The sequence below is a fragment of the Microbacterium sp. Marseille-Q6648 genome, assembly GCF_943181415.1.
Taxonomy (GTDB): domain Bacteria; phylum Actinomycetota; class Actinomycetes; order Actinomycetales; family Microbacteriaceae; genus Microbacterium.
In genome coordinates this window covers 172,374-192,415 of the sequence record NZ_CALPBZ010000005.1, presented here as the reverse complement: position 1 = coordinate 192,415, position 20,042 = coordinate 172,374, and the positions used below count along the sequence as shown (strand labels likewise).

At 67.3% G+C, this 20,042-nt stretch carries 21 protein-coding genes and 1 pseudogene; 13 read left to right on the top strand and 9 right to left on the bottom strand.

Features of this window, described 5'->3' with window-relative positions:
• The first annotated feature begins 12 nt into the window (after nucleotides 1-12).
• Genes NFR93_RS13050 through NFR93_RS13015 form a run of 8 tightly spaced genes read left to right on the top strand, consistent with a single transcriptional unit; the run spans nucleotide 13 to nucleotide 6,292 of the window.
• Nucleotides 13-951 carry a VOC family protein gene (locus tag NFR93_RS13050; RefSeq protein WP_251453927.1) on the top strand — a complete coding sequence of 313 codons (939 nt, stop codon included), beginning with the start codon at nucleotides 13-15 and terminating at the stop codon, nucleotides 949-951.
• Entirely contained in the window at nucleotides 948-2,423 is a 1,476-nt protein-coding gene (locus tag NFR93_RS13045; protein ID WP_251453924.1) for an NAD-dependent succinate-semialdehyde dehydrogenase, read from the top strand. Before NFR93_RS13050 ends, NFR93_RS13045 begins: the two co-directional genes overlap by 4 nt.
• A gap of 16 nt (nucleotides 2,424-2,439) precedes the next feature.
• Nucleotides 2,440-3,246 carry a fumarylacetoacetate hydrolase family protein gene (locus NFR93_RS13040; protein ID WP_251453922.1) on the top strand — a complete coding sequence of 269 codons (807 nt, stop codon included), beginning with the start codon at nucleotides 2,440-2,442 and terminating at the stop codon, nucleotides 3,244-3,246.
• Nucleotides 3,243-3,698 (top strand): VOC family protein, encoded by a 456-nt coding sequence (locus tag NFR93_RS13035; RefSeq protein ID WP_251453919.1) that lies wholly within the window; start codon nucleotides 3,243-3,245, stop codon nucleotides 3,696-3,698. The genes NFR93_RS13040 and NFR93_RS13035 overlap by 4 nt, the downstream gene beginning before the upstream one ends.
• On the top strand, nucleotides 3,698-4,483 hold the full coding sequence (locus NFR93_RS13030) for an alpha/beta fold hydrolase (protein ID WP_251453916.1): 786 nt from the start codon (nucleotides 3,698-3,700) through the stop codon (nucleotides 4,481-4,483). The genes NFR93_RS13035 and NFR93_RS13030 overlap by 1 nt, the downstream gene beginning before the upstream one ends.
• Nucleotides 4,483-4,947, top strand: coding sequence for a GlcG/HbpS family heme-binding protein (locus tag NFR93_RS13025; protein WP_251453914.1), 465 nt, complete (start codon nucleotides 4,483-4,485; stop codon nucleotides 4,945-4,947). The genes NFR93_RS13030 and NFR93_RS13025 overlap by 1 nt, the downstream gene beginning before the upstream one ends.
• Before the next feature lie 11 nt (nucleotides 4,948-4,958).
• Nucleotides 4,959-6,011, top strand: a complete 1,053-nt coding sequence (locus NFR93_RS13020) for a uroporphyrinogen decarboxylase/cobalamine-independent methonine synthase family protein (RefSeq protein ID WP_251453911.1) — start codon at nucleotides 4,959-4,961, stop codon at nucleotides 6,009-6,011.
• Nucleotides 6,008-6,292 carry a putative quinol monooxygenase gene (locus NFR93_RS13015; RefSeq protein WP_251453908.1) on the top strand — a complete coding sequence of 95 codons (285 nt, stop codon included), beginning with the start codon at nucleotides 6,008-6,010 and terminating at the stop codon, nucleotides 6,290-6,292. The genes NFR93_RS13020 and NFR93_RS13015 overlap by 4 nt, the downstream gene beginning before the upstream one ends.
• Here NFR93_RS13015 and NFR93_RS13010 read toward each other — a convergent pair.
• The 4 genes from NFR93_RS13010 to NFR93_RS12995 are packed head-to-tail and all read right to left on the bottom strand — an operon-like array spanning nucleotide 6,289 to nucleotide 10,689.
• Nucleotides 6,289-7,566, bottom strand: a complete 1,278-nt coding sequence (locus tag NFR93_RS13010) for an MFS transporter (RefSeq protein WP_251453905.1) — start codon at nucleotides 7,564-7,566, stop codon at nucleotides 6,289-6,291. The genes NFR93_RS13015 and NFR93_RS13010 overlap by 4 nt on opposite strands.
• Nucleotides 7,563-8,009, bottom strand: coding sequence for a flavodoxin domain-containing protein (locus tag NFR93_RS13005; protein WP_251453902.1), 447 nt, complete (start codon nucleotides 8,007-8,009; stop codon nucleotides 7,563-7,565). The genes NFR93_RS13010 and NFR93_RS13005 overlap by 4 nt, the downstream gene beginning before the upstream one ends.
• 29 nt (nucleotides 8,010-8,038) lie before the next feature.
• Complete coding sequence (gene lhgD, locus NFR93_RS13000; RefSeq protein ID WP_251453899.1) at nucleotides 8,039-9,241, bottom strand: L-2-hydroxyglutarate dehydrogenase; 1,203 nt, start codon at nucleotides 9,239-9,241, stop codon at nucleotides 8,039-8,041.
• Entirely contained in the window at nucleotides 9,241-10,689 is a 1,449-nt protein-coding gene (locus NFR93_RS12995) for an aldehyde dehydrogenase family protein (RefSeq protein ID WP_251453897.1), read from the bottom strand. Before NFR93_RS12995 ends, lhgD begins: the two co-directional genes overlap by 1 nt.
• 235 nt (nucleotides 10,690-10,924) lie before the next feature.
• Between NFR93_RS12995 and NFR93_RS12990 the strand changes: the two genes are divergently transcribed.
• Nucleotides 10,925-11,152 carry an ATP-binding cassette domain-containing protein gene (locus NFR93_RS12990; protein ID WP_251453894.1) on the top strand — a complete coding sequence of 76 codons (228 nt, stop codon included), beginning with the start codon at nucleotides 10,925-10,927 and terminating at the stop codon, nucleotides 11,150-11,152.
• A 631-nt stretch (nucleotides 11,153-11,783) separates the two neighbouring features.
• On the opposite strand, the pseudogene NFR93_RS12985 reads toward NFR93_RS12990, so the two are convergent.
• Together NFR93_RS12985 and NFR93_RS12980 are read right to left on the bottom strand one after the other, a co-directional pair.
• Nucleotides 11,784-12,533 (bottom strand): annotated as a pseudogene (locus NFR93_RS12985) (SDR family oxidoreductase); the annotation flags it as partial.
• Nucleotides 12,534-12,653: 120 nt separating this feature from the next.
• On the bottom strand, nucleotides 12,654-13,097 hold the full coding sequence (locus tag NFR93_RS12980) for a nuclear transport factor 2 family protein (protein ID WP_251453891.1): 444 nt from the start codon (nucleotides 13,095-13,097) through the stop codon (nucleotides 12,654-12,656).
• Between the two features lie 57 nt (nucleotides 13,098-13,154).
• Between NFR93_RS12980 and NFR93_RS12975 the strand changes: the two genes are divergently transcribed.
• Nucleotides 13,155-13,796 carry a TetR/AcrR family transcriptional regulator gene (locus tag NFR93_RS12975; RefSeq protein ID WP_251453888.1) on the top strand — a complete coding sequence of 214 codons (642 nt, stop codon included), beginning with the start codon at nucleotides 13,155-13,157 and terminating at the stop codon, nucleotides 13,794-13,796.
• Between the two features lie 141 nt (nucleotides 13,797-13,937).
• A complete protein-coding gene (locus NFR93_RS12970; protein ID WP_251453876.1) occupies nucleotides 13,938-14,189 on the top strand; it encodes a hypothetical protein in 252 nt (83 codons plus the stop codon).
• Between the two features lie 110 nt (nucleotides 14,190-14,299).
• Here the strand turns inward: NFR93_RS12970 and NFR93_RS12965 are convergent, their stop codons facing one another.
• Genes NFR93_RS12965 through NFR93_RS12955 form a run of 3 tightly spaced genes read right to left on the bottom strand, consistent with a single transcriptional unit; the run spans nucleotide 14,300 to nucleotide 15,831 of the window.
• The gene (locus tag NFR93_RS12965) at nucleotides 14,300-14,716 is read right to left on the bottom strand and encodes a pyridoxamine 5'-phosphate oxidase family protein (protein WP_251453873.1); all 417 of its coding nucleotides are present in this window, start codon (nucleotides 14,714-14,716) and stop codon (nucleotides 14,300-14,302) included.
• Nucleotide 14,717: 1 nt separating this feature from the next.
• Nucleotides 14,718-15,104, bottom strand: coding sequence for a substrate-binding domain-containing protein (locus tag NFR93_RS12960; protein WP_353049920.1), 387 nt, complete (start codon nucleotides 15,102-15,104; stop codon nucleotides 14,718-14,720).
• A gap of 4 nt (nucleotides 15,105-15,108) precedes the next feature.
• The gene (locus NFR93_RS12955; RefSeq protein ID WP_251453870.1) at nucleotides 15,109-15,831 is read right to left on the bottom strand and encodes a TetR/AcrR family transcriptional regulator; all 723 of its coding nucleotides are present in this window, start codon (nucleotides 15,829-15,831) and stop codon (nucleotides 15,109-15,111) included.
• Nucleotides 15,832-15,988: 157 nt separating this feature from the next.
• Here NFR93_RS12955 and NFR93_RS12950 point away from each other — a divergent pair, with 157 nt between their 5' ends.
• Both NFR93_RS12950 and NFR93_RS12945 read left to right on the top strand, forming a co-directional pair.
• The gene (locus tag NFR93_RS12950; protein WP_251453867.1) at nucleotides 15,989-17,344 is read left to right on the top strand and encodes an MFS transporter; all 1,356 of its coding nucleotides are present in this window, start codon (nucleotides 15,989-15,991) and stop codon (nucleotides 17,342-17,344) included.
• 23 nt (nucleotides 17,345-17,367) lie between these two features.
• Nucleotides 17,368-20,040, top strand: a complete 2,673-nt coding sequence (locus tag NFR93_RS12945; RefSeq protein WP_251453866.1) for a family 78 glycoside hydrolase catalytic domain — start codon at nucleotides 17,368-17,370, stop codon at nucleotides 20,038-20,040.
• Nucleotides 20,041-20,042: the final 2 nt, after the last annotated feature.

Here is a 20,042-nt window from a genome sequence, read left to right as displayed (position 1 = left end):
AAGGTTCCGAGCATGTCCATCGAACGCATCGAATCGGTCGTGTACGGCGTCGACGACCTCGACGAGTGCTCACGATTCTTCATCGACTTCGGACTCGAGCTCCTCGAACGCACCGACACCCACGTGGTCCTGACCACCCGAGTACGACAGCGCCTCGTCCTCAAACACGTTGACGACCCCACCCTCCCCTCACCCGTCGAGACCGGCCCCGGAATCCGCGAAGTCGTGTGGGGTATCGACTCTCACGAGGCGCTCGAACGCCTCGTGGCCGACCTCAGAACCGACAGAGAAGTCACAGTCGACAGCGACGGCATCGCGCACACCCACGACGAAACCGGCTTCGGTATCGCCTTCGCGGTCACCCGACCGGAGCACCAGGACTACGACCCCCGTCGCTACAACAGCTCCGGCCGCATCGATCGATGGAACCAGCCGCACGCTCCGATCGCCGACGTGCGACCAATCCGCATCTGCCACGTCGCCCTCAACATCCCCAAGGAAGGCAGGGGCAGGGCGGTCGAGTTCTACCTCGAGCGACTCAACTTCCGAGCTGTCGATGTGGTCAAACCGATGGGCGTCTTCATGCAGATCGAGGGCGACGATGATCAGCACAACTTCCTGCTGTGTCACCGGCCCGACCGAGCGGGCACCAATCACACATCCTGGGAGGTATCCGGATTCGATGACGTCATCGAGGGCGGCAACCACATGATCGCCAGAGGCTGGCGCGAGGCCCGCCGCCTGGGACGACACACCGTCGGCTCCAACGTCTTCCGTTTCATCCACTGCCCCGCCGGCGGCCGAGTCGAATACGCCGCGGACATGGACCGCGTGGATGCCGACTACCCCACCCGCGTTCACGACGAGACCCCACCCCACCACATCTGGGTTCTCGAAACCAACCGCGACCGAGCGGTCCCCAACACGTCGGAAGGAACGGCCCTGCAATGACCATCGCAACCGAGGCCCCCAGCAGAGCGGCCGAGATCTACGCGCAGGCGAAGCTCGGCCTCTACATCGACGGCGCATGGCGCGAAGGCGCCGCCGGCCGCACCTTTGACGTGCTCAACCCCGTCGACGACGGGGTGATCGGTCAGGTCGCTCGTGCCGAGGTATCCGATCTCGACGATGCCCTCGCGGCAGCGGAGCGCGCCTTTCCCGCGTGGCGCGACACGTCGGCGTTCGAGAAGAGCCGGATCCTCATGAAGGCCGTCGCGTTGCTTCGCGAGCGGGCTCCCGAGATCGGCCGCCTCATGGCGGCCGAGCAGGGCAAGCCGGTGAAGGATGCCATCACTGAGGTCATGCGTGTGTCGGGCACGCTCGAATGGTGCGCGCAGGAGAGCCGGCGCCTCTACGGACGGATCATCCCGACCGACACCGACACGTCACTGACCGTCCGCTACGAGCCGGTCGGCGTGGTCGGAGCGATCGTGCCATGGAACTTCCCCGCAGGTTCGCCCATGCGCAAGATGTCCGCCGCGATTGCGGCCGGCTGCTCGCTCGTCATCAAGGCGTCACAGGAAGTTCCGGCCACGGTCTGCGCGCTGGCGCAGGTCTTCCACGATGCCGGACTGCCCAAAGGCGTCCTCAACCTCGTCTTCGGCCGCGGCGCCGAGACCGCAGAGCAGCTCATCGACTCGCCGATCACCCGGCTGATCGCCTTCACGGGATCGGTGCCGGTCGGCAAGGAGCTCAACGCCCGCGCGGGCGGGCTCATGAAGCCGACGATCATGGAGCTCGGCGGTCACGCCCCGGTCATCGTCGCCGCGGACGCCGATCCCATCGAGGCCGCCCGCCGCGCGTCCGCCGCAAAGTGGGCCAACGCCGGCCAGGTGTGCACTTCGCCGAGTCGCTTCCTCGTGCACGAGTCGATCGTCGAGGAGTTCACCGCCGAGATGGTCCGCCAGGCCGAGGCGCTCGTCGTCGGCGACCCGCTCGACGACGACGTGACGATGGGCCCGCTTATCAACGCGAAGCGCGTCGAGTCGACCGATCAGCTGGTGAAGGATGCCGTCGCACACGGTGCGACCATCGCGACCGGTGGGGCTCGCATCGGCCGACGCGGCTGTTTCTACGCCCCGACCGTCCTGACGAACGTGCCGCTCGATGCCGAGGTCATGAGCGAGGAGCCCTTCGGCCCCATCGCGCCGATCACCTCGTTCTCGAACCTCGACGAGGCGATCGCGATCGCGAACTCGCTCCCCTTCGGTCTTGCGGCCTACGGCTTCACCGAGTCGGCGGCCACAGCGGACGTCCTCGCCCGCGGCTTCGAGGCCGGCATCCTCTCCATCAACCACTGCGGCGGCTCGGTCACAGAGGCGCCGTCGGGCGGAGTCAAGGAAAGCGGCCTCGGACGCGAGAGTGGTCCGGAAGGCGTTCAGGCGTACCTCATCACCAAGCGCGTCTCGCACAAGCTGCGCTGAGGGCGAGGGACGACGGATGCGGTACGCCCGATGCGCGCTCGACGGTCGCGAGTTCTTCGCGATCGTCGAACAGGACGAGGTCGTCGAGATCTCGGCCGCGCCGTGGTGCCCGCACGAGCGAGGCGCGCGGCATTCGCTGCCCGCGGTCGCCCTGCTGCCGCCCGTGATGCCGCGCACCTTCTACGCTGCCGGGTTCAACTACAAGGCGCACAATCGCCATCACGAGGACCTCGGGTACGACCCGGTCAAGGTCGGCCCGCATCCCGAGGTCGGGTACCGGGCGCAGAGCGCACTCATCGGCCACGGCGACGCCATCGTCAAGCCAGCCGAGGTCGAGGGCCGCTTCGAGACCGAGGCCGAGGTCGTCGCGGTGATCGGACGGACGCTCAAGCACGCGACCCGCGACGAGGCGAAGGCCGCCGTGTTCGGCTGGACGATCGGCAACGACGTGAGTGCGCGGGCATGGCAGCACGCCGACCGCACCTTCTGGCGGGCGAAGAACGCCGACACCTTCAAGCCGATGGGCCCGTGGATCGACACCGAAGCCGACCCGTTCAACTCAACGACCACGGTGCGCCGCAACGGCGTCGTCGACGCGGAGTTCGCGACCGGCGACATGATCTTCGACCCCTACGACTTCCTCGTCGAGATGACGAAGTACATCACTGTCCATCCCGGCGACGTGCTGTGGATGGGCGCAGACGGCAACACCCCGATGGACGTCGGCGACGTCATCGAGATCGAGATCTCGGGCATCGGAACACTTGCGAATCCTGTCGCCGGCGAAGCCGCCGGTGCCGACGAAGAAAGGACGATGCGATGAGCATCACCGAGACCACCAACGGTTCCGCGCCCGCGGCCGGCGGGTTCAGCCTGCCCGAGCCCAAGACCGACGATAAGGGTCGCAGCATCGAGCCGAAGTACATCCACCACGTCAACTTCCCCACCACCAACGTCGATCGCACGGTCGAGTGGTACACGAAGGTGTTCGGCCTCAAGCGCGTCATGCCCAAGAGCAACACCCGCGTGGTGCTCATGACCAAGGGACGCTTCGACCTGCACTTCACGCCGGTCGAGGAGATGGACCGCATGGCGCCGTACCACTTCGCCATGGAGGTCGAGGACTGGGACGGCTTCCTCGGCCACCTCGACAGTCTCGGCATCCGCCACACGCGCACGGTCGAGCGCCCGGAGAACCAGTCCAAGTTCTGCTACATCCACGACCCCGATCACACGATGATCGAGCTCGTCTTCCACGGCAAGCGCCCCGCCTGATGCCCGTCGTCGACAACAACGGCACTCGGATCTACTACGAGGTGCACGGCGACGGGTCGCCGATCGTCTTCGTGCACGGCTCCGGCGGCCATCACGCGGCGTGGTGGCAGCAGGTTGTCGCACTTCGCGTCACCCATACCGTCGTCACGCTCGACCTCCGCGGCTTCGGCAACTCCGATCCCGACGAGACGTACGACAGCCTCAACTTCCCGGGTGACATCGTCGCAGTGCTCGAGGATGCCGACCTCACCGACGCGGTCCTCGTCGGCCAGTCGATCGGAGCCGCTGCGGCGCTCAAGGCCGCTTTGCGCGTACCCGAGCGGATCCGCGGGGTCATCCTCGCCCACTCCCTCGGCGGCATCGACGCCCCCGAGGTCACCAAGCTCGTGAAGGAAGACCGCGCCGAAGCCGAGAAGCTCCCTGTCATCGACCGGCTGCTGACCCCTCAGTTCCGCGCCGGCGAGCAGGCGAAGACGTTCCTGTTCACCCAGATGGGCACCTTCAACGTTGCGCGCATGCAAGACCTTCGCAACCTCGCCACGGACGGTCCCACGGTGGACGACATCGTCGACTCAGGAATCCGCGTCGCCTTCCTGGCAGGGGAGAAGGATGCCGTCATCCGACCGGCGACGGTGACCCGGGCGCACGAGCTCGTTCCCGGATCCCTGCTCGAGGTCGTCCCGGGCGCGCCGCACTCGATGTACTGGGAGCGCCCCGACCTGTTCAACGCCGCCGTCGCGCGGCTCACCGACGCCCTGGTGCGCGAAACGGAAGAGGTGCGCTGATGGCCAATGTCCTGCAGGACGACGCCGAACAGATCATGGCGATCGCCGAGCGCGAGGCGCTGCGGCTCGGCAAGGGGCTCTCCATCGCGGTCGTCGACTCCGGCGGCTTCATCGTGAGCATCCGCCGGTTCGACGGCGCACGACCGATGACGCCGCTCATCGCCTTGTCCAAGGCGTACACGTCGGCGGTGATGCAGCGTCCGAGCGCAATGCTCAAACCGTGGTCGAATTCCGATCCCGCCTTCTTCAGCCAGGTCTCGACCATGGGACAGTTCCCGATCGTGGCGACCGGAGGCGGCGTGACACTCAAGCGCGACGGCGAATTCGTCGGCGGGGTCGGCGTCTCCGGCGGCACACCGCAGGAAGACGAGCAGCTCGCGCAGACGGTTCTCTCCGAGCTCGAGTACGAGGCCGACTTCGCCGAGTGGGCCGGCGCCCGCGCGGCATCCGACGAGAAGAACTGAGGGCACCGGCGATGGCCAATCTCCACACGTACCGCATCGACAACCACGGTGACAGCATCCGTCCAGACAGCATCCAGCGGGGCCGCGCCCAGCGTCGCGCCGGCGAGATCGGCGAAGACGAGCTCCGCGACATCGAGGACGAGGCGATCCTCGGCTGGATCTCGCAGCAGCGCCACCTGACGCTGTCGGCGTTCACCGACGGTGGGTACCGCAACGGCGACTACCGCAGCCCCGTCCTACAGTCGGTGGCCGGCTTCAAGCGGGTCCCGGACCAGATGACGTCCACGGGCCTCGGCCGTTGGACCGTCGACGGACCGCTGAAGCAGCGCAAGCCGATCGCATCGGAAGCCGCGGCCTTCCTGCTCGAGCACACGTCTTTCCCGATCAAGGTCAATCTGCCGTCTGCTGCCCACATCGCTGCACAGACATACTCCGACGACGCCGTCCGTGCCTACCCCGGCGCGGCCGCCTTGGGCGACGCGATCGCCGAACTGCTGCGCGACGAGATCGAGCACCTGTTCGAGATCGGCGTCAAATTCGTGCAGCTCGACAACCCCGACTACGCGGCCCATCTGGCTGGTCGCGATGAAAGCGAGCTGTCGTTCGAGGAGGCCCTAGAGGTCGACAATGCCGTGGTTGCCGGCCTTGAGTTGGAGGAGGACCAGAAGGTCGCGCTGACGATCGGTTGGGGCGATCACCTGGATGCCGCGCCCGACCGCGCCCGCGCGGAGCAGCTCTTCAGCCTCGACTACGACAAGTTCATCTTCCCGTTCCACAACAATGCGGCGTTCGCGCAGGATCTGCCGCGCCTGGTGCCCGACCACAAGCAGATCGGCATCGGCGTCGTCGATGCGACGAACCCCGCACTCGATGACATCGACACGGTGCTCGCCCGCATCGATCATGTGGTGGACGTGCACGACTTCGACCGGATCGCCCTGCTCCCGCACCGGCCGTTCCATCCTGTCCACTACAAGCCGGTGAACCTGACCGCCCAGGACCAGCGCCGCAAGCTCGAGCTCGTCGAGACCCTCGCCACGATGATCTGGGGGAACGAGGCATGACCGCGGTGACCGTCGTCGCACGGTTGCATCCCCACCCGGAGAAGACCGATGCCGCGCTCGACGCGGTGCGGGCAGCCCTCGCCGGCATCCGTGCCGAAGACGGCTGTGAGCAGTACGACCCGCACCTCGCCGATGACGGCACCATTCTCATCGTCGAACGGTGGTCCTCGCGCAAGGCGCTCGCCGCCCACAACACCGGCGCCGCCGTGCAGGTGCTGCGCGACGGAGTCTCGGGTCTCATGGCGACGGCCACAGAAGTCACGGTGGCCGTCGCAATCTAGTTGCGAGAGTGCGGCACGTACCGGGGCACGTAACGCGCGAACCCGACGGCGCCAAAAAGTCCGAGCATCCCGACGACGACGGTCGCCGCGGGCAGAGCGATCAGTGCGGTGATGCCCGCGATGAGCAGCGGCGTTGCGGCCGCACCGGCATCGGTCAGAGTCCGCCACGAGCCGAGGAACGGGGCGGGGTGGCCTGCCGGCGCCACGTCAGCACCGAGAGTCATGAGGATGCCGCTCGAGAGGCCGTTACCGATGCCCACCACCACCGCCGCACCCACGAACCACGCCGTCGCATCGGGAAGATCGTGCGTGGACGCCAGCCCGACGAAGGCCCCGCCCATCAGCACCATCGACGGCAGGCATGCCCAGAGTCGTCCCCACCGGTCCATGATCTGGCCGCTCGAATAGAAGAGCGCAAATTCCAGCGCGCCTGTGATGCCCACGATCAGGGCGATTGCTTCAGCATCGAGTCCGAGCGAGACGCCCCACAGCGGCAGTAGGTAGACGCGCGCCTGACGCAGGCCCGACAGGGCGGCCGCAGGCAGTCCGAGACGCGCGAGAACCGCCCGATGCCGCCACATCGAGATAAAGACCCTGTCCGAACTCCGGCGCCTTTCAGTCCCCACGCGGACGCCGGATGCGGTAGGCGATGAAGGCAGGAGGCCCTCCCACTCGAGCTGTTCTTCGGGATCCCGTCCGACGAGTACGAGCACCACCAGTGCCACGAGCGTCGTGATGAAGAACCAAACCGCCGCGTCGGCGGTGCCGAGCACGGCCAACAGGGCAGCGGCGATGAACGGCCCGGCGAACATTCCCAGGCGGAACGAGCCTCCGAGCACCGACAGCGCGCGGGCCCGGTAATGGCGGGGCACCCGCGTCGTCATGAACGCGTGGCGGGCAAGTCCGAACGCCGACGCGCAGAGGCCGATGAGGAGCGCCGCGACGGCCAGCAGACCGAGCCCCGGGGCGAGGAGGACTCCGATGCCGCCGGCGAGGGCGAGGCATCCGGCGATCGCCATGGTCCATCGTTCGCCGATGCGTGCGACGAGCCACCCCGCCGGAAGGTTGCCGATCAGCCGCGCGACGACGATAACCGAGACGATGAGAGCCGCCTGGGCGACGTCGGCGCCGAGGGATGCCGCGATCACCGGCAGGAGCGGCAGCAGCGCTCCTTCGGCAAGACCGAACAGCAGCGTCGGCCCGTAGATCATCGGCGCGAATCGCCAGAGCATCCGCAGTGTGCCCGGATCGAGCCGTTCGGCATGCTCGCTCATGTGCCGATCTCGGCCAGTACGGCGCGCGCCCACGCGACCCCGAGCTCGACGTGGTCCTGGCGCGACATGACGTCATGTTCGCCGAAGGGGCCGACGCGCGTCGCCCCGAGACCGGCGAGGAGTTCATCGAACTGTCTCGCGCCGCGCAGGTACCGCTCCTCGTAGGAGGTGTCGCCGAGGCCGAACATTGCGTACCTGACGCCGATCAGGTCGGGCGAGAGGTCGCGCAGATCGTCGTGGAGGAACTGCGCGAAGCCGGGCAGCTCGCCGCCGCCGTGCGTCGCGCACGAGATGAGGAACAGCGTTCCCGGCACGAACACCCCGGGTTCGGCATCCGCCATGTTGATCACCTCGACAGCGCGCTGCGGGACTGCGTTCTCGATGCCGCGCGCGAGCTCCTCAGCGTGGCCGGACTCGGTCCCGTAGAGGGCGACGATGCGCATGAGACGACCTCGAGGCGTCGGCGCAATGCCTACGCCGCCGCCTTCACCAGGTAGTGCTCGATGATGTACTCCGCGATCGCGATCGAAGAGGTCGCCGCTGGCGACGGCGCATTGCGCAGCAGCGTCACGGGTCCGACCTGATCGACCGCGAAGTCGTCGAGAAGCTCGCCTGCGCGCCCCCAGGCCTGCGCGCGAACACCGGCACCCGACTTGCGAGCGAGGTCGGAGCTCTTCAGCTCGGGGATGAACCGGCGCGCCTTCTGGAAGTACAGCGGCTTGAACAACGATCCGGAGATCTCGTCGACACCCATCCGCCAATGCTGCTTGGCCAACGGCCAGGCGCCGGGCCAGCGTAGCGACTCCCAGGTGTCCTTCGGCGAGATGCTCAGCCATCTGTAGCCCTCGCGCGCGAGGGCGGGCACGGCGTTCGGGCCGACATGGACGTTGTCGTACACGCCGCGGGTGAAGTGCACGCCGAGGAATGGGAACCGCGGGTCGGGCACCGGGTAGATCATGCCCTGCACGAGGTCGGTGCGCTCGGGCGCGAGCTCCCAGTACTCGCCGCGGAACGGCAGGATCTTCGGAGATGCATCGACCCCCACGAAGCGCGCGACCACATCCGACTGCAGTCCGGCGCACACGACGAGGCGGTCGAACACACTCTCCGACCCCGGCGTGGTGACATGCACGCGGCCGTTCTTGGATCGGATGCCGGTCACCTCGTGCCCGAGTCGCACCGACCCGCCTGCCATCCGAACGTCCTGCGCCATCGCCTCGGTGATCGAGGCGTAGTCGACGACGGCGGTGCGGGGGGAATGGACGGCGGCGACGCCGGCGACGTGCGGCTCGATCTCGCGCAGACGGGAGGGGTCGTCGATGCGGGCGAGGTCGGGAACGCCGTTCTCCGCGGAGCGGCGCTCAATCTCGGCGAGGGCACCGAGCTCGGACTCGTCGACGGCGACGACAAGCTTGCCTACCTCCCGGTAGGGCAGCCCCTTCTCCTCGCAGAACTCGCGGATCGACACCCGCCCTGCCGCGCACAGCGTCGCCTTCAGCGATCCCGGCTTGTAGTAGAGGCCGGCATGGACGACGCCGGAATTGTGCCCGGTCTGGTGCTGAGCGAGGCGGGCCTCCTTCTCGAGCACAGTGACATGCTCCCCGCGCGCGGACAGCGCGCGCGCGAGCGCGATGCCGACGATGCCCCCTCCGATGATCCCCGTCGTGCCTGCCATCAATGGGTCCTCACGGCCGCGGTCTTCACTCGCGTATAAAAGTGAAGCGCCTCGAGGCCCTGCTCCTTGAACGCCGAACCCGACTGCTTGAATCCGCCGAACGGCTGGTGGATGTCCCATCCGCTCGTCGGCTGGTTCACCGAAACCTGCCCGGTGTCGACCCCGTCGATGAAGCGGAACGCGGCGTCGAGGCTGCGGGTGTACACCGCGCTCGACAGACCGTATGCGGAGTCGTTGACTGCCTCGATCGCCTCGTCGATGCCGTCGACAACGATCATGCCCAGTACCGGGCCGAAGACTTCTTCGCGCCAGAGAGTGTTCTCGCGGTCGACCGAGAGGAAGAGGGGTTCGACGAAACACCCCCGCTCGGCGAGTCCTTCGGTGAGCGCCGCGCGGCTGACGATCTCAGCACCGTCCGCCAGACCGGCCTCGACCAGACTCCGGATGTCGCGCTGGGCGGTCCGACTCACCACGGGTCCGACATCCGTCCCGGCGGCGCCGCCCGCGCCCACGCGCAGCCCCTCGACAGCGGCGGCCAGTCGGCTGCGCACCTCATCGGCGATGGCGCGGTCGACGATCAGCCGACTTGTCGCCGTACAACGCTGGCCGGCCTGGCCGAAGGCTCCCGCCATGAGCACCGGCACGGCCAGGTCGAGGTCGGCGTCGGCGAGAACGACCGCCGCGTTCTTGCCGCCCATCTCCGTCTGCACGCGGATGCCGCTGCCCGCGAGCTTGCGCTGAAGTCCCAGGCCGACCTCCGTCGATCCCGTGAACGACACAGCGGCGAGGCGCGGGTCGGCGGCCAGCGCGTCGCCGATCACCGAGCCGCGGCCGGTGACAGTGCCGAGCGCGCCGGCCGGGAGGCCCGCGCGATGGAGAATCTCGGCGAGCCGGAGAGTGATGAGCGGCGTTTCGGTGGCGGGCTTGATCACCACGGCGTTGCCGGCGACGAGTGCCGGGGCCATCTTGCGCGCGGGGGTCAGAAGGGGATCGTTCCAGGGAGTGATGAGCAGGACGACGCCGACGGGCTCACGTCGCTGCAGGGCGAAGGTGCCGGGTCGCGCGTCGGGAATGAGTTCGCCGAACGGCGCCCGGCCGAGCCCGCCGTAGAACTCGAAGAACTCCGCCGCTTTGCCGACCTCGCCGCGGGCCTCGGCAAGGGTCTTTCCCATCTCCGTGACGATGAGCTCGGCCAAGGACGCGGCATCCTGTCGGATCAGCGCTGCTGCATCCAGGAGCACGCGACCGCGGTCGAGCTGCCCTGTCGTCCGCCACGTGCGCGCGCCCTGGACGGCGGCCGTGAGTACGGCGTCGACGTCCGAAGCGTCCATTGCCGGCACACGGCCGACCAGCGCACCGGTCGCCGGATCTCGGACCTCGATGGGCTCGCCCGCCGCGTCGATGGTGAATCGACCGCCCACGAGGTTGGGCTCGACGTTGGTGCTCACGCGGATCCTCCCGGAACCGCCGCAGCAAGCGAGGGCCGCCCGCCGTGGCGCCCCTCCAGCATTACCGGGCCCGGTCGGCCGGGCAACGCGCGAGGCGCTCGGATCTCGCAAGCGTTGCTTGCCCAGCGTTCACACTCGCACTCACGCGGTTCCCCAGGCGGGATGGCAAGCGTCATTGAGCGCAACCGAGCAAACCTGGATCCCCGGCACGGCGTCCCCCTGATGAAGCTCGTGCGTGCGCCTCGCCCATGAACAGCGGATGACGGTGGTCGTGGTGCTGCACGACATGAACGTCGCCGCGCAGTGCGCGAACGACATCGTCGCGATGCGCGACGGGCGGGTGGTGCACTACGGAAGCGTCGCTGAGGTCATCACCGAGGAGGGTCTCGCTGAGTTCTACGACACCCCCGCGTGTGGCCGAGATCACCGGCTGTCCGATCGTGCTGTGGGAATGACCGGATAAGGTGCCGCGTGTGCGGCCCACAACCCTCGCAACGCTGCATCTCCGACGGCAGCGCCCGGATGGATCGCCGACGGGGTCGAACTCGGGAGCAGCGCTCGCACAGATCGGTCTCGCGGCGCGGCTCATGCCCGCCGACCGACTCGAGCAGAGCAGGAGGCGCGAGCGGCGGATGGGTGCTTCGCCGCGAGCAAGTCCGTGAGAAAGATTGTGTCGCGATCGACTGCTTCCGACACATCCGCGAAAGGTCGACTTCCGCGGAAACACGGGGGAGAACGACCTCGCACACCCGCGAAATGACCCGGGGTATGAGTTCAAATCCCACCGTCACCGCCATAAATCCCAGGTCAGAGGCTATTTTCGAGTCTCGTTGAACGGGAGTGAGAAAGCCGTCGCATCCTCAGGTGCGGCGGTTTTCTCGTTTGATCAAGGTTTTTCTGGGCACGCGGCTGGGAAGAAAATGGGAAAGACGATTCTTCCCAATCCTCTCCCACGCGGCGGAGTAGGGCGAGGTGCGGACGCAGAAGTCCTGGTGGCGGGCGGTTAGCCGACGGCACCTGCGGTGGGATTGTGGACCACGGTCACTCGCCGTCGTCGAAGGCACGGCGCCGACCCCGATCCCCATTCCGGTGGCTTACGCGGCGGGGGTTGTCCGGGTTCGTAAGAGGGTGCGCACGTACTGCGAGATGTCGGTGGGGTTCACGCCGTAGGTGGTGCTCGTGCTGCGCATGTCGATGATCGAGTCGTAGGTGTCGAGTGCGGTGAGGAGGTGGCTGACGAACTCGGGTAGGCCGGGTATGACTTCGCCGGGCGCGATGTGGTGGATCGGCAGGCTTAGCTGGAGTGTTTCCTCGAAGGCGGCGACGATGTCGTGCCAGCTGAGCGGGGTGGGGCCGCCGATGGTGATGGTCTGGTTTTTCGCTGCGGGGTGGGTCAGGGCGGCTGTGGCGTAGGCGGCGACGTCAGCGGATGCGACGAATGAGTGCTTTCGTTGGCCGCGGCCGACGAGGAGGACGGGCTGGCCGGCGAGGGCGGGTCGGGCTACGACGAGGGGGATGAGGAGGTCCATGAATGTGTCTGGTTGCAGGATGGTCCACTCGAGGTGGCTCGCCTTCAATCGGCGTTCGCTGGCGCCCTTCGCAGCGAGCAGGGGCATCGGGTGGTCGGGGCGTGCTCCGAGTGCGGAGACGAACAGGAATCGCTGCACTTCCGTCTCTTCGGCGGCACGGATGAGGTTCGCGTTGCCGAGGTCGTCGACGGTGTGCAGGGTGTCGGGGTGCTGACGGCCGGCTGCGTTGGCTGTGGTCACCACGGTGTCGATGCCCTCGCACGCGCGTCGCAGTGATCGCGGGTCTTTGAGGTCCGCGATGACGTGTTCGACGGAGGGGTTCGCGGCATGTGGGGGGGGAGCCGGGGCGGGTCACCAGCCGCAGCTGCTCGCCGCGTTCGGCGAGGTTGGTGACGATCTGGCTGCCGAGCATCCCGGTGGCTCCGGCGATGAGGATCATGATGGCTCCTGGCGTTGGGGTGATCTGCCGAGGACGCGCTGGACGCCCTGGTCTGGGCCGTCGGCCGAATCGTCGTCTACCGGTTCGAGGTAGAGCGTGGCCGATTGAATGAGCTGCGCGGGGATGTCGAAGAGGATGACGCCTCGCAGGTCGAATCTCTGGGCGTCGGTGCGGGTGCCGGTGAGCATCCACTCGCTCCAGATTGTCGAGCCGTCGGAGGTTGCGCTGGTGACGGCTGCGGTGATGTCGGGCACGGTCGCGAAGATCTGCACCCAGTTGCGGCGCACCTGATGGCGGCCGGTGAACCCGCGCTGAGGGTGCGCGGGTGTGCGGTTGCGGTAGTCCTCGGCGAAGCAGGCGACGACAGTGTCGATGTCGTGCGCGTTCAGTGCGGACACGAGTCGATCGAGCGTGCGGGTGGGGATCGTGTCGGTGTGCATCGGATACCCTAATTCCGTTACAGTTGACTGTAACTAAATCTCAGTATGGAAGGTGCGATGACCCCCGTCAAGACCCCTCGCTCCTACGACGCGCGCGGTCGACGCGCGGGCGCGGCCCGCAATCGAGAGGCTGTGCTCGACGTCGCCGAGCGCCAATTCCTCAGTCACGGCTACGCCAGAACCACGGTCGCCGCGATCGCGTCCGAGGCTGGTGTTTCCGCGGAACTGGTTTACAAGACCTTCGGCGGCAAGGGGGGCCTGGTGCAGGCCATCTACGATCGCCGCCTCGCCGGGGTCGGCCCCATTCCCGCCTATCAGCGCTCAGACGAGATGCGCGAGCGACAGAGCGATCCCGCTGACATCTTCAAGGGGTGGGGTCGGCTGACTGCCGAGGTAGCCGAAACCGTCACGCCCATACGACTGCTCCTGCGCACCGCCGCCGCCACGGACCCCGACATGGCCCAGTTGCTCGCGCGCTTCGAGGATGAACGCCTCGACCGCATGCGCCACCACGCGCAGTTCCTCGCTGAGCGAGGCTTCCTCCGATCAGGCGTGGACGTCGAAACCGCCACCGACGTGCTGTGGGCGTGCAGTTCAGTCGAGTTGTACGAACTCCTGGTCCTGCAACGACAATGGCCGCCAGACCGCTTCGCAGCATTCATCACCGACATGATGCGAGCCGGGCTCCTACCGCGCTGACCGGGAGGCGGCCGCCGACGTGTGGGCCAGCGAGGGGCAGTGGACACTCCTCGGTCGAGCCGCCGTTAGCCCATTAACGTGCCCGCATGACTTTCCGTCTCGCGCTCGACGCTGAGGAGATCCCTCGTGTGTGCGGCTCCCATGGAGTGCGTCGACTGCGCGCGTTCGGTTCTGTCACAGGCGATCGGTTTGACCAGTCGAAAAGCGATGTCGATCTCCATAATTGAGTTCGACTCAGGCGTCGCGGACCTTTTCGACGCGTACTTCGGGTTGAAAGAGGATCTGGAAGCACTCTTCGGCCGACGCGTGGACCCGGTGATGGCGGATGCGGTGCGCAACCCGTTTTTCCAGGCTGACGCGACCGCCGATGCTGAGGAACTCTATGCGGCCTGAGGCGTCCGCCTTCCTGTGGGACGCACGCACCGCGGCTGACCTGGGATCGCGGGGCTTCTGCTTTGGGCCCTGCGCCAGCGTGGGTCAGGCGGGAACACCAGCGGAGGCGGTCAGATCGAGTAGCGCTGTACTCGCTCCGCCGACACGACGATCCGCACCAGATCCGCGTCGCGCCACTCGTCCAGTAGGGCGAGCTTGGCCGGCTCGTCTGCGTAATAGCGCCTCGCCAGGCGATCCGCCAGTTCGTAGGCGCCGTCCTCGTGCACCGTCACGGCTCCCTCGAGCGACACCCACTGTTCGGGCTCGCCCAGGGGCGCGGCCACGACGATCGACGCGCGCGGAACCTCACGCACCCGCGCTACCCGGGGCGTCGAGGCGAACGAGAAGATCTGTACCTCGTCTGCGTCCGTCAGCTCGAACCACACGGGCCGGGGGGCCGGCCACCGATTTCCCGACGGCGCCACAGTGATCATCGCCTGCAGCGGTCGCGACAGCAGTGCCCGGTCGGACTCAGTGAGCCGGGTCATGTCACACTCCCAAGTCGTGGTGGCGAACCGGTCCGGTCGACTCTCTCACGAGGAGGTGCGTCGGGATCAGGGTGGTTCCGGTGCGGGCCGGCTCACCGTTGAGGATGGCAATGAGTCTGCTCGCGGCGAGCCGGCCGGCGTGCTCGGTGTCGCCCGCGATCGTCGTCAGCGGAGGCGCGCTGAAGTCCGCACCGAATATGTCATCGCACCCGATCACGCTCATATCCTCGGGTACTCGCACGCCCCGTTGGCGGAGACGCTGCAGAACACCGATCGCGAGGAGGTCGTTGAAGGCGACGCATGGGGTGGCGCCGGTGAAGACGAGCGCATCCGCGGCCGCTTGCCCGCTGGTGACCGTCGGGGTGTATGGCCCGACCATGATCGGGATCAGGCTATGTACGCGGATCAGCTCCTCGAACTCCTCTGACCGCCACCGGATCCCCGCTCGGCCGCTTCGGAATGCTCAGGGGGCCAGATGCGGATGCCGAGGCAGAAGTGGAGATGAGGCGCATCATCCGCTCCAGCAGGGGCAGGACATCCCGGCCGGGGTCGAGGAGTGCCTGGATGCGCAGCCCGTCGATCATCGCCAGCACCATCGTCACTTTGTCGTCCGCGGTCAGCTCGGCATCGTCGTGCGTGGTGGCAAGGCGGCCCGACGTGAAGCTTTGGCGCATCCGGTCGCGTCGGGCGAGGAAGAAATCGTGAGCGGGGTGGTCGGGGTTCGTGGCCGCCACGGTGATGGCGAGCCAGTTGCGCTGCTGATCGGGGTGCGCGAACTCCTCTCGGAGGACGGTGGAGAGCACCCGCTCGGGCGGGACCGGTGACTCCATGATCTGCCGCGCCAGCTCTTCGTCCTGTGCATCGCGCTGCGCGAGGGCCGCGATGAGCAGCTCGTCCTTGCTTGCGAAATGACGGAGGAGAGCGGCGTGGGTCACGTTCGCCCGGGCCGCGATATCGCGGAGGGAAGCGCGCTCGTATCCGTGCTCGGCAAAGCTCGCGGACGCCGCCTGGACGATGGCTGCTCGACGGGCCGGCGTCGTGGAGTACTGGCCGCGACGGCGGCTTTCGGGCTTGAGGGCGCGGTCGGCGTCGTCGGCATCGCCTGCGTGGGTCACGACTCTCCTTCGGCGCTGAACTGTCGAGCGCCCAGCACTTGCCAAGTGTAACCAGAGCGGTTACATTCTACGAAGAGTTACCGCTGTGGTTACTTTTGGGTGGCCCGCCGCCCCCGCGGAGTCGCGAACGCTGAGTCTGGCAAATGATGAAGGAGTCATGGTGACGAACGACGAGCCGCAAGGCCGCCTGCTTACCGAGGGGTTCAACGCTGCCGAGCCTTTACCGGGGAACGTGAGCGGGTCGCAGGACACTGCATCGCCGTCACCGACCGGCGAGCCGCTCGTCCCGGTGAGCCGGTCGTACATCGTCTGGCTCATGCTGGCGAGCTTCGGCGCCTCGATGGCCATGATGGTGCCGCTGGCGTACGGTATCGCGGTCCGCATCACCGAACTGGCGCCGGGAAGTGAAGAGGTCCTCGGATACATCACGGGCACGGCTCAAGGTGTCTACCTTCTGATCAGCCCTCTCATCGGGATCTGGAGTGATCGCACCCGCTCTCGCTGGGGCCGGCGCACGCCGTTCCTGTATCTCGGTACCGTGATAGGCCTTGCAGGCCTGATCGTCATCGGACTTGCGCCGAGCCTGCTTCTCGTCGGCGCGGGATGGATTCTGGGTATGACGGGCTGGTCCATCGCCGGCGCCGCACTGCAAACGCTCCAGGCCGACAAACTGCCGGAGCGACAGCGCGGCAAGGTCTCCGCGCTGACGGGCCTGATGACCCAGATCGCCCCGGTGCTCGGGATCGGCATCGCCTATGCGGTCTCCTCGAGCACGATGCTCATCTTCCTGGTGCCGGGCGTCATCGGCGCGGTGATGCTGGCTCTCTTCCCTCTGTTCAAGCCCGAGGGCAGTTCGAAGAGCATCTCGCGAACAGATGGTGTGACAGTGAAGTCGGTCGTCAGCAGCTACGGCTTCAACGTGCGCAAGTATCCGGACTTCGCGTGGAACTGGCTGGGGCGCTTCGTGTTCTTCATCGGCCTGTACTTCAACACGACCTTCGGCACATTCTTCTATGCCCAGCGGCTCGACCTTCCCGTGCGGGAGGTGGCGGGAGTCGTCGCAACCGTAGGAATGATCGGTGTCCTGTCAGCGGCCGCCGGCGCACTCGTCGGAGGCTTCCTTTCAGACAGACTTCAGCGTCGACGGCTGTTCGTGATGATCGCGTCGCTCCTCTTCGTCGTCGGCGCGGTCGCAGAGGCCACTGCATGGTCTCTGCCGCAGATCATCGTCGGGGCAGTCCTGATGCAGATGGCGATCGCGGTCTTCGCGACCGTCGACCAGGCGATCGTGTACGCGATCATCCCCGAGCGGGACCAAGCGGGTCGGTACATGGCGGTGATCCAATTCGCTCAGAAGATCCCCAGCGCCGTCGCCCCGCTGCTCGCAGGTGTGGTGATCACACTGGGCGCGGTCGGCGGGGAGAAGAACTACACGCTTCTTTATCTCGTCGGCGCTGTGTTCGCTCTTGTCGGTGGGCTCATCATCCTGCTCAAGGTCAAGTCCGTCCGCTGATCCCTGACCCGAAGATGCCGAGCATGAGTGTGTCCCCCGCCCCCTATGCCCTGTCCGTCGACAGCGGCGGCGACGCGTTCGCCGTGACGACAGCCGAGCCCCGGCTGTCGTGGAAGCACCCCGTCGACGGCCCAGAGATCTTCGTGGTTGAAGCGACCGTCGAGGACAGTGACCCCGTAACCGCCGAGGTCTCGGGGCATCTCTTCGTCGCCTGGCCATTCGATGCTCTGCGCAGCAAGAACCGTGTCCAGTGGCGGGTGCGGGAGGCGGCATCCGAGGATTCCACCTGGTCGGAGCACGCGGTGTTCGAGGTCGGCCTGCTCGACCAGGACTGGACGGCCGCCTGGATCTCACCGGCCGAACCGACCGACCCCGGGTATGGGGAGCGCCCTGCGTACGTGCTGTCCGGCGCTTTCGGCCTGCCCGACGATGTCGTGTCGGCCCGCCTGTATGCCACGGCGCTCGGTGTCTACACAGCGACGGTCAACGGATGCCGGGTGGGCGGCGACGAGCTCGCGCCCGGATCGACCTCGTACGACCGCACTCTGTACGCCCAAGCCCACGACGTCACGTCACTCCTGGTCGGGGGCGACAACCGGGTCGAGATCGAACTCTCGGACGGCTGGTATCGGGGTCAGGTCGGTGCCTTCCGGCTTCCCTCGCAGTGGGGGACCGCAACCGGTGTGCGGGTGGAACTGCATGCGCAGTCTTCCGACGGGACCGTGCACCGCTTCGGCAGTGACGAGACCTGGAAAAGCGCAAGTTCCCTCACGACCCGCGCCGACCTCATGGGCGGTCAGACCGTCGACTTCTCTTCGACGCGTTCCGAGCCCGTGCCGGTGCGCGTCGGAGCCGTGGCCGACGTGCCACGTATCGACTATTCGCCCGCGCCCCCGGTGCGGGTGGTGCAGACGCTTCTCCCAGCGGCCGTGCGCGAGATCCGCAACGGTGTGTGGGTGATCGACTTCGGTCAGAACGCCTCGGGCTGGGTCCGCCTCGGCGATCTGGGCGTGCCCGGTACGCGCACGGTGATCGAGTACGGCGAGTATGTGGACGCCTCAGGCGATCTGTCCACCGCGCATCTCGATTCGAAGCGGCCGGACGTGGACCCGATTCCGTTCATCCAGCGCGATGAGGTGATCGCGGGTGCCGCGGGGGATGTGTTCGAGCCCCGTCACACGGTTCACGGGTTCCAGTACGTTCGCATCACCCGCCCGGGTGGCCGCTTCGACGCGGCAGCGATCGCCATGCAGGTCGTGCACACCGATCTCGTTCCGACAGGCTCGTTCGTAAGCAGCGACGACGACCTGAACAGGCTCCATGCGATCGCCGAGTGGAGTTTCCGCGGCAACGCGGTCGACGTCCCGACCGACTGCCCGACGCGCGAGCGTCTGGCCTGGACGGGCGACTATCAGGTGTTCGCGCCGACTGCGACGCGGCTGTACGACGTCCTCGGGTTCACCCGCAAATGGCTGCGTTCGGTGCGGGATGACCAACTCGACGACGGCCGCATCGCCAACTTCTCACCGGACGGGCGCCGCATCAAGCACCACCTCGACGACCAGTTCGCGATGATGACCGGCTCCTCCGGCTGGGGAGATGCCATCGTGGCGGTCCCGTGGGAGATGTACCTCTCCTACGGCGACCGTGACGTGCTCGAGGAGAACTACAACGCGATGGTGCGCTGGATCGACTGGGCGCTCGACCAGGCCCGCACGTCCCGCCACCACACCCGCGTGGAAGCCTCCCCCGAACCGGAGTGGTTCGAGGAGTACCTGTGGGACGGTACCTTCCATTGGGGTGAGTGGACCGAACCCAAACAGCGCGACGCGGACGGCAACGCCATCGATCCGATCGCGCACAACCCGATGGCCTGGTTCATGGCAGACAAGGGAGAAGTCGGCACCGCGTACCTGCACCGCTCGGTCACCACCGTCGCGCGCATCGCGTCCCTGCTGGGAAGGACACCCGACGCCGAGCGCTACGCGGCCACCGCCGAAAGCGTGGCCTCCGCCTGGCGAGCGGCCTACCTGCGCGAAGACGGCACGACCGTAACCGACAGCCAGGCGGCGTACGTCCGTGCGCTGTCGTTCGGTCTCATCCCCAAGGCGCTGCAGACGGCCGCCGTCGACCGCCTCGTCGAGCTGATCCGATCGGCAGGCACGCACCTCGGTACCGGCTTCCTCGCCACCGGTGATCTGCTTCCGGTGCTCGCGGATGCCGGTCGCGCCGATGTCGCATATGAGCTGCTCCATCAACGCACGGCTCCTTCGTGGCTGTACATGGTCGACCGCGGAGCCACGACGATCTGGGAGGACTGGGAGGGCATCGACGAGCACGGCGTCGCGCATGACTCGCTCAATCACTACAGCAAGGGCGCCGTCATCCGGTTCCTCCACACGCACACGCTGGGACTGCGGCAGGACGCGGAGTCCGTCGCGTGGGAGCGCGTCGTGATCGCGCCGGTCCCGGCGCCCGGGATGACGTGGGCCCGCGGATCACATGATGGCCCGCAGGGGGAGATCGTCGTCGGCTGGCGCATCGAGAACGGGCGATTCCACATCACCGCGGACATCCCCGCGGGCACCACGGCTCGCGTCGTCTTCCCCGGCGGCGAGGTCCACACCGCATCACCGGGCCGATTCCGACAATCCGCCGCATTGCCGGCATCCGACCTCGTCCCCGCCTCGCGGTGACA

Coding starts and splice junctions, on each gene's coding strand:
- NFR93_RS13050 (WP_251453927.1), top strand. CDS start 13: ATGTCCATCGAACGCATCGAATCGGTCGTGTACGGCGTCGACGACCTC.
- NFR93_RS13045 (WP_251453924.1), top strand. CDS start 948: ATGACCATCGCAACCGAGGCCCCCAGCAGAGCGGCCGAGATCTACGCG.
- NFR93_RS13040 (WP_251453922.1), top strand. CDS start 2,440: ATGCGGTACGCCCGATGCGCGCTCGACGGTCGCGAGTTCTTCGCGATC.
- NFR93_RS13035 (WP_251453919.1), top strand. CDS start 3,243: ATGAGCATCACCGAGACCACCAACGGTTCCGCGCCCGCGGCCGGCGGG.
- NFR93_RS13030 (WP_251453916.1), top strand. CDS start 3,698: ATGCCCGTCGTCGACAACAACGGCACTCGGATCTACTACGAGGTGCAC.
- NFR93_RS13025 (WP_251453914.1), top strand. CDS start 4,483: ATGGCCAATGTCCTGCAGGACGACGCCGAACAGATCATGGCGATCGCC.
- NFR93_RS13020 (WP_251453911.1), top strand. CDS start 4,959: ATGGCCAATCTCCACACGTACCGCATCGACAACCACGGTGACAGCATC.
- NFR93_RS13015 (WP_251453908.1), top strand. CDS start 6,008: ATGACCGCGGTGACCGTCGTCGCACGGTTGCATCCCCACCCGGAGAAG.
- NFR93_RS13010 (WP_251453905.1), bottom strand. CDS start 7,566: ATGAGCGAGCATGCCGAACGGCTCGATCCGGGCACACTGCGGATGCTC.
- NFR93_RS13005 (WP_251453902.1), bottom strand. CDS start 8,009: ATGCGCATCGTCGCCCTCTACGGGACCGAGTCCGGCCACGCTGAGGAG.
- lhgD (WP_251453899.1), bottom strand. CDS start 9,241: ATGGCAGGCACGACGGGGATCATCGGAGGGGGCATCGTCGGCATCGCG.
- NFR93_RS12980 (WP_251453891.1), bottom strand. CDS start 13,097: ATGCACACCGACACGATCCCCACCCGCACGCTCGATCGACTCGTGTCC.
- NFR93_RS12975 (WP_251453888.1), top strand. CDS start 13,155: ATGACCCCCGTCAAGACCCCTCGCTCCTACGACGCGCGCGGTCGACGC.
- NFR93_RS12970 (WP_251453876.1), top strand. CDS start 13,938: ATGGAGTGCGTCGACTGCGCGCGTTCGGTTCTGTCACAGGCGATCGGT.
- NFR93_RS12965 (WP_251453873.1), bottom strand. CDS start 14,716: ATGACCCGGCTCACTGAGTCCGACCGGGCACTGCTGTCGCGACCGCTG.
- NFR93_RS12950 (WP_251453867.1), top strand. CDS start 15,989: ATGGTGACGAACGACGAGCCGCAAGGCCGCCTGCTTACCGAGGGGTTC.
- NFR93_RS12945 (WP_251453866.1), top strand. CDS start 17,368: ATGAGTGTGTCCCCCGCCCCCTATGCCCTGTCCGTCGACAGCGGCGGC.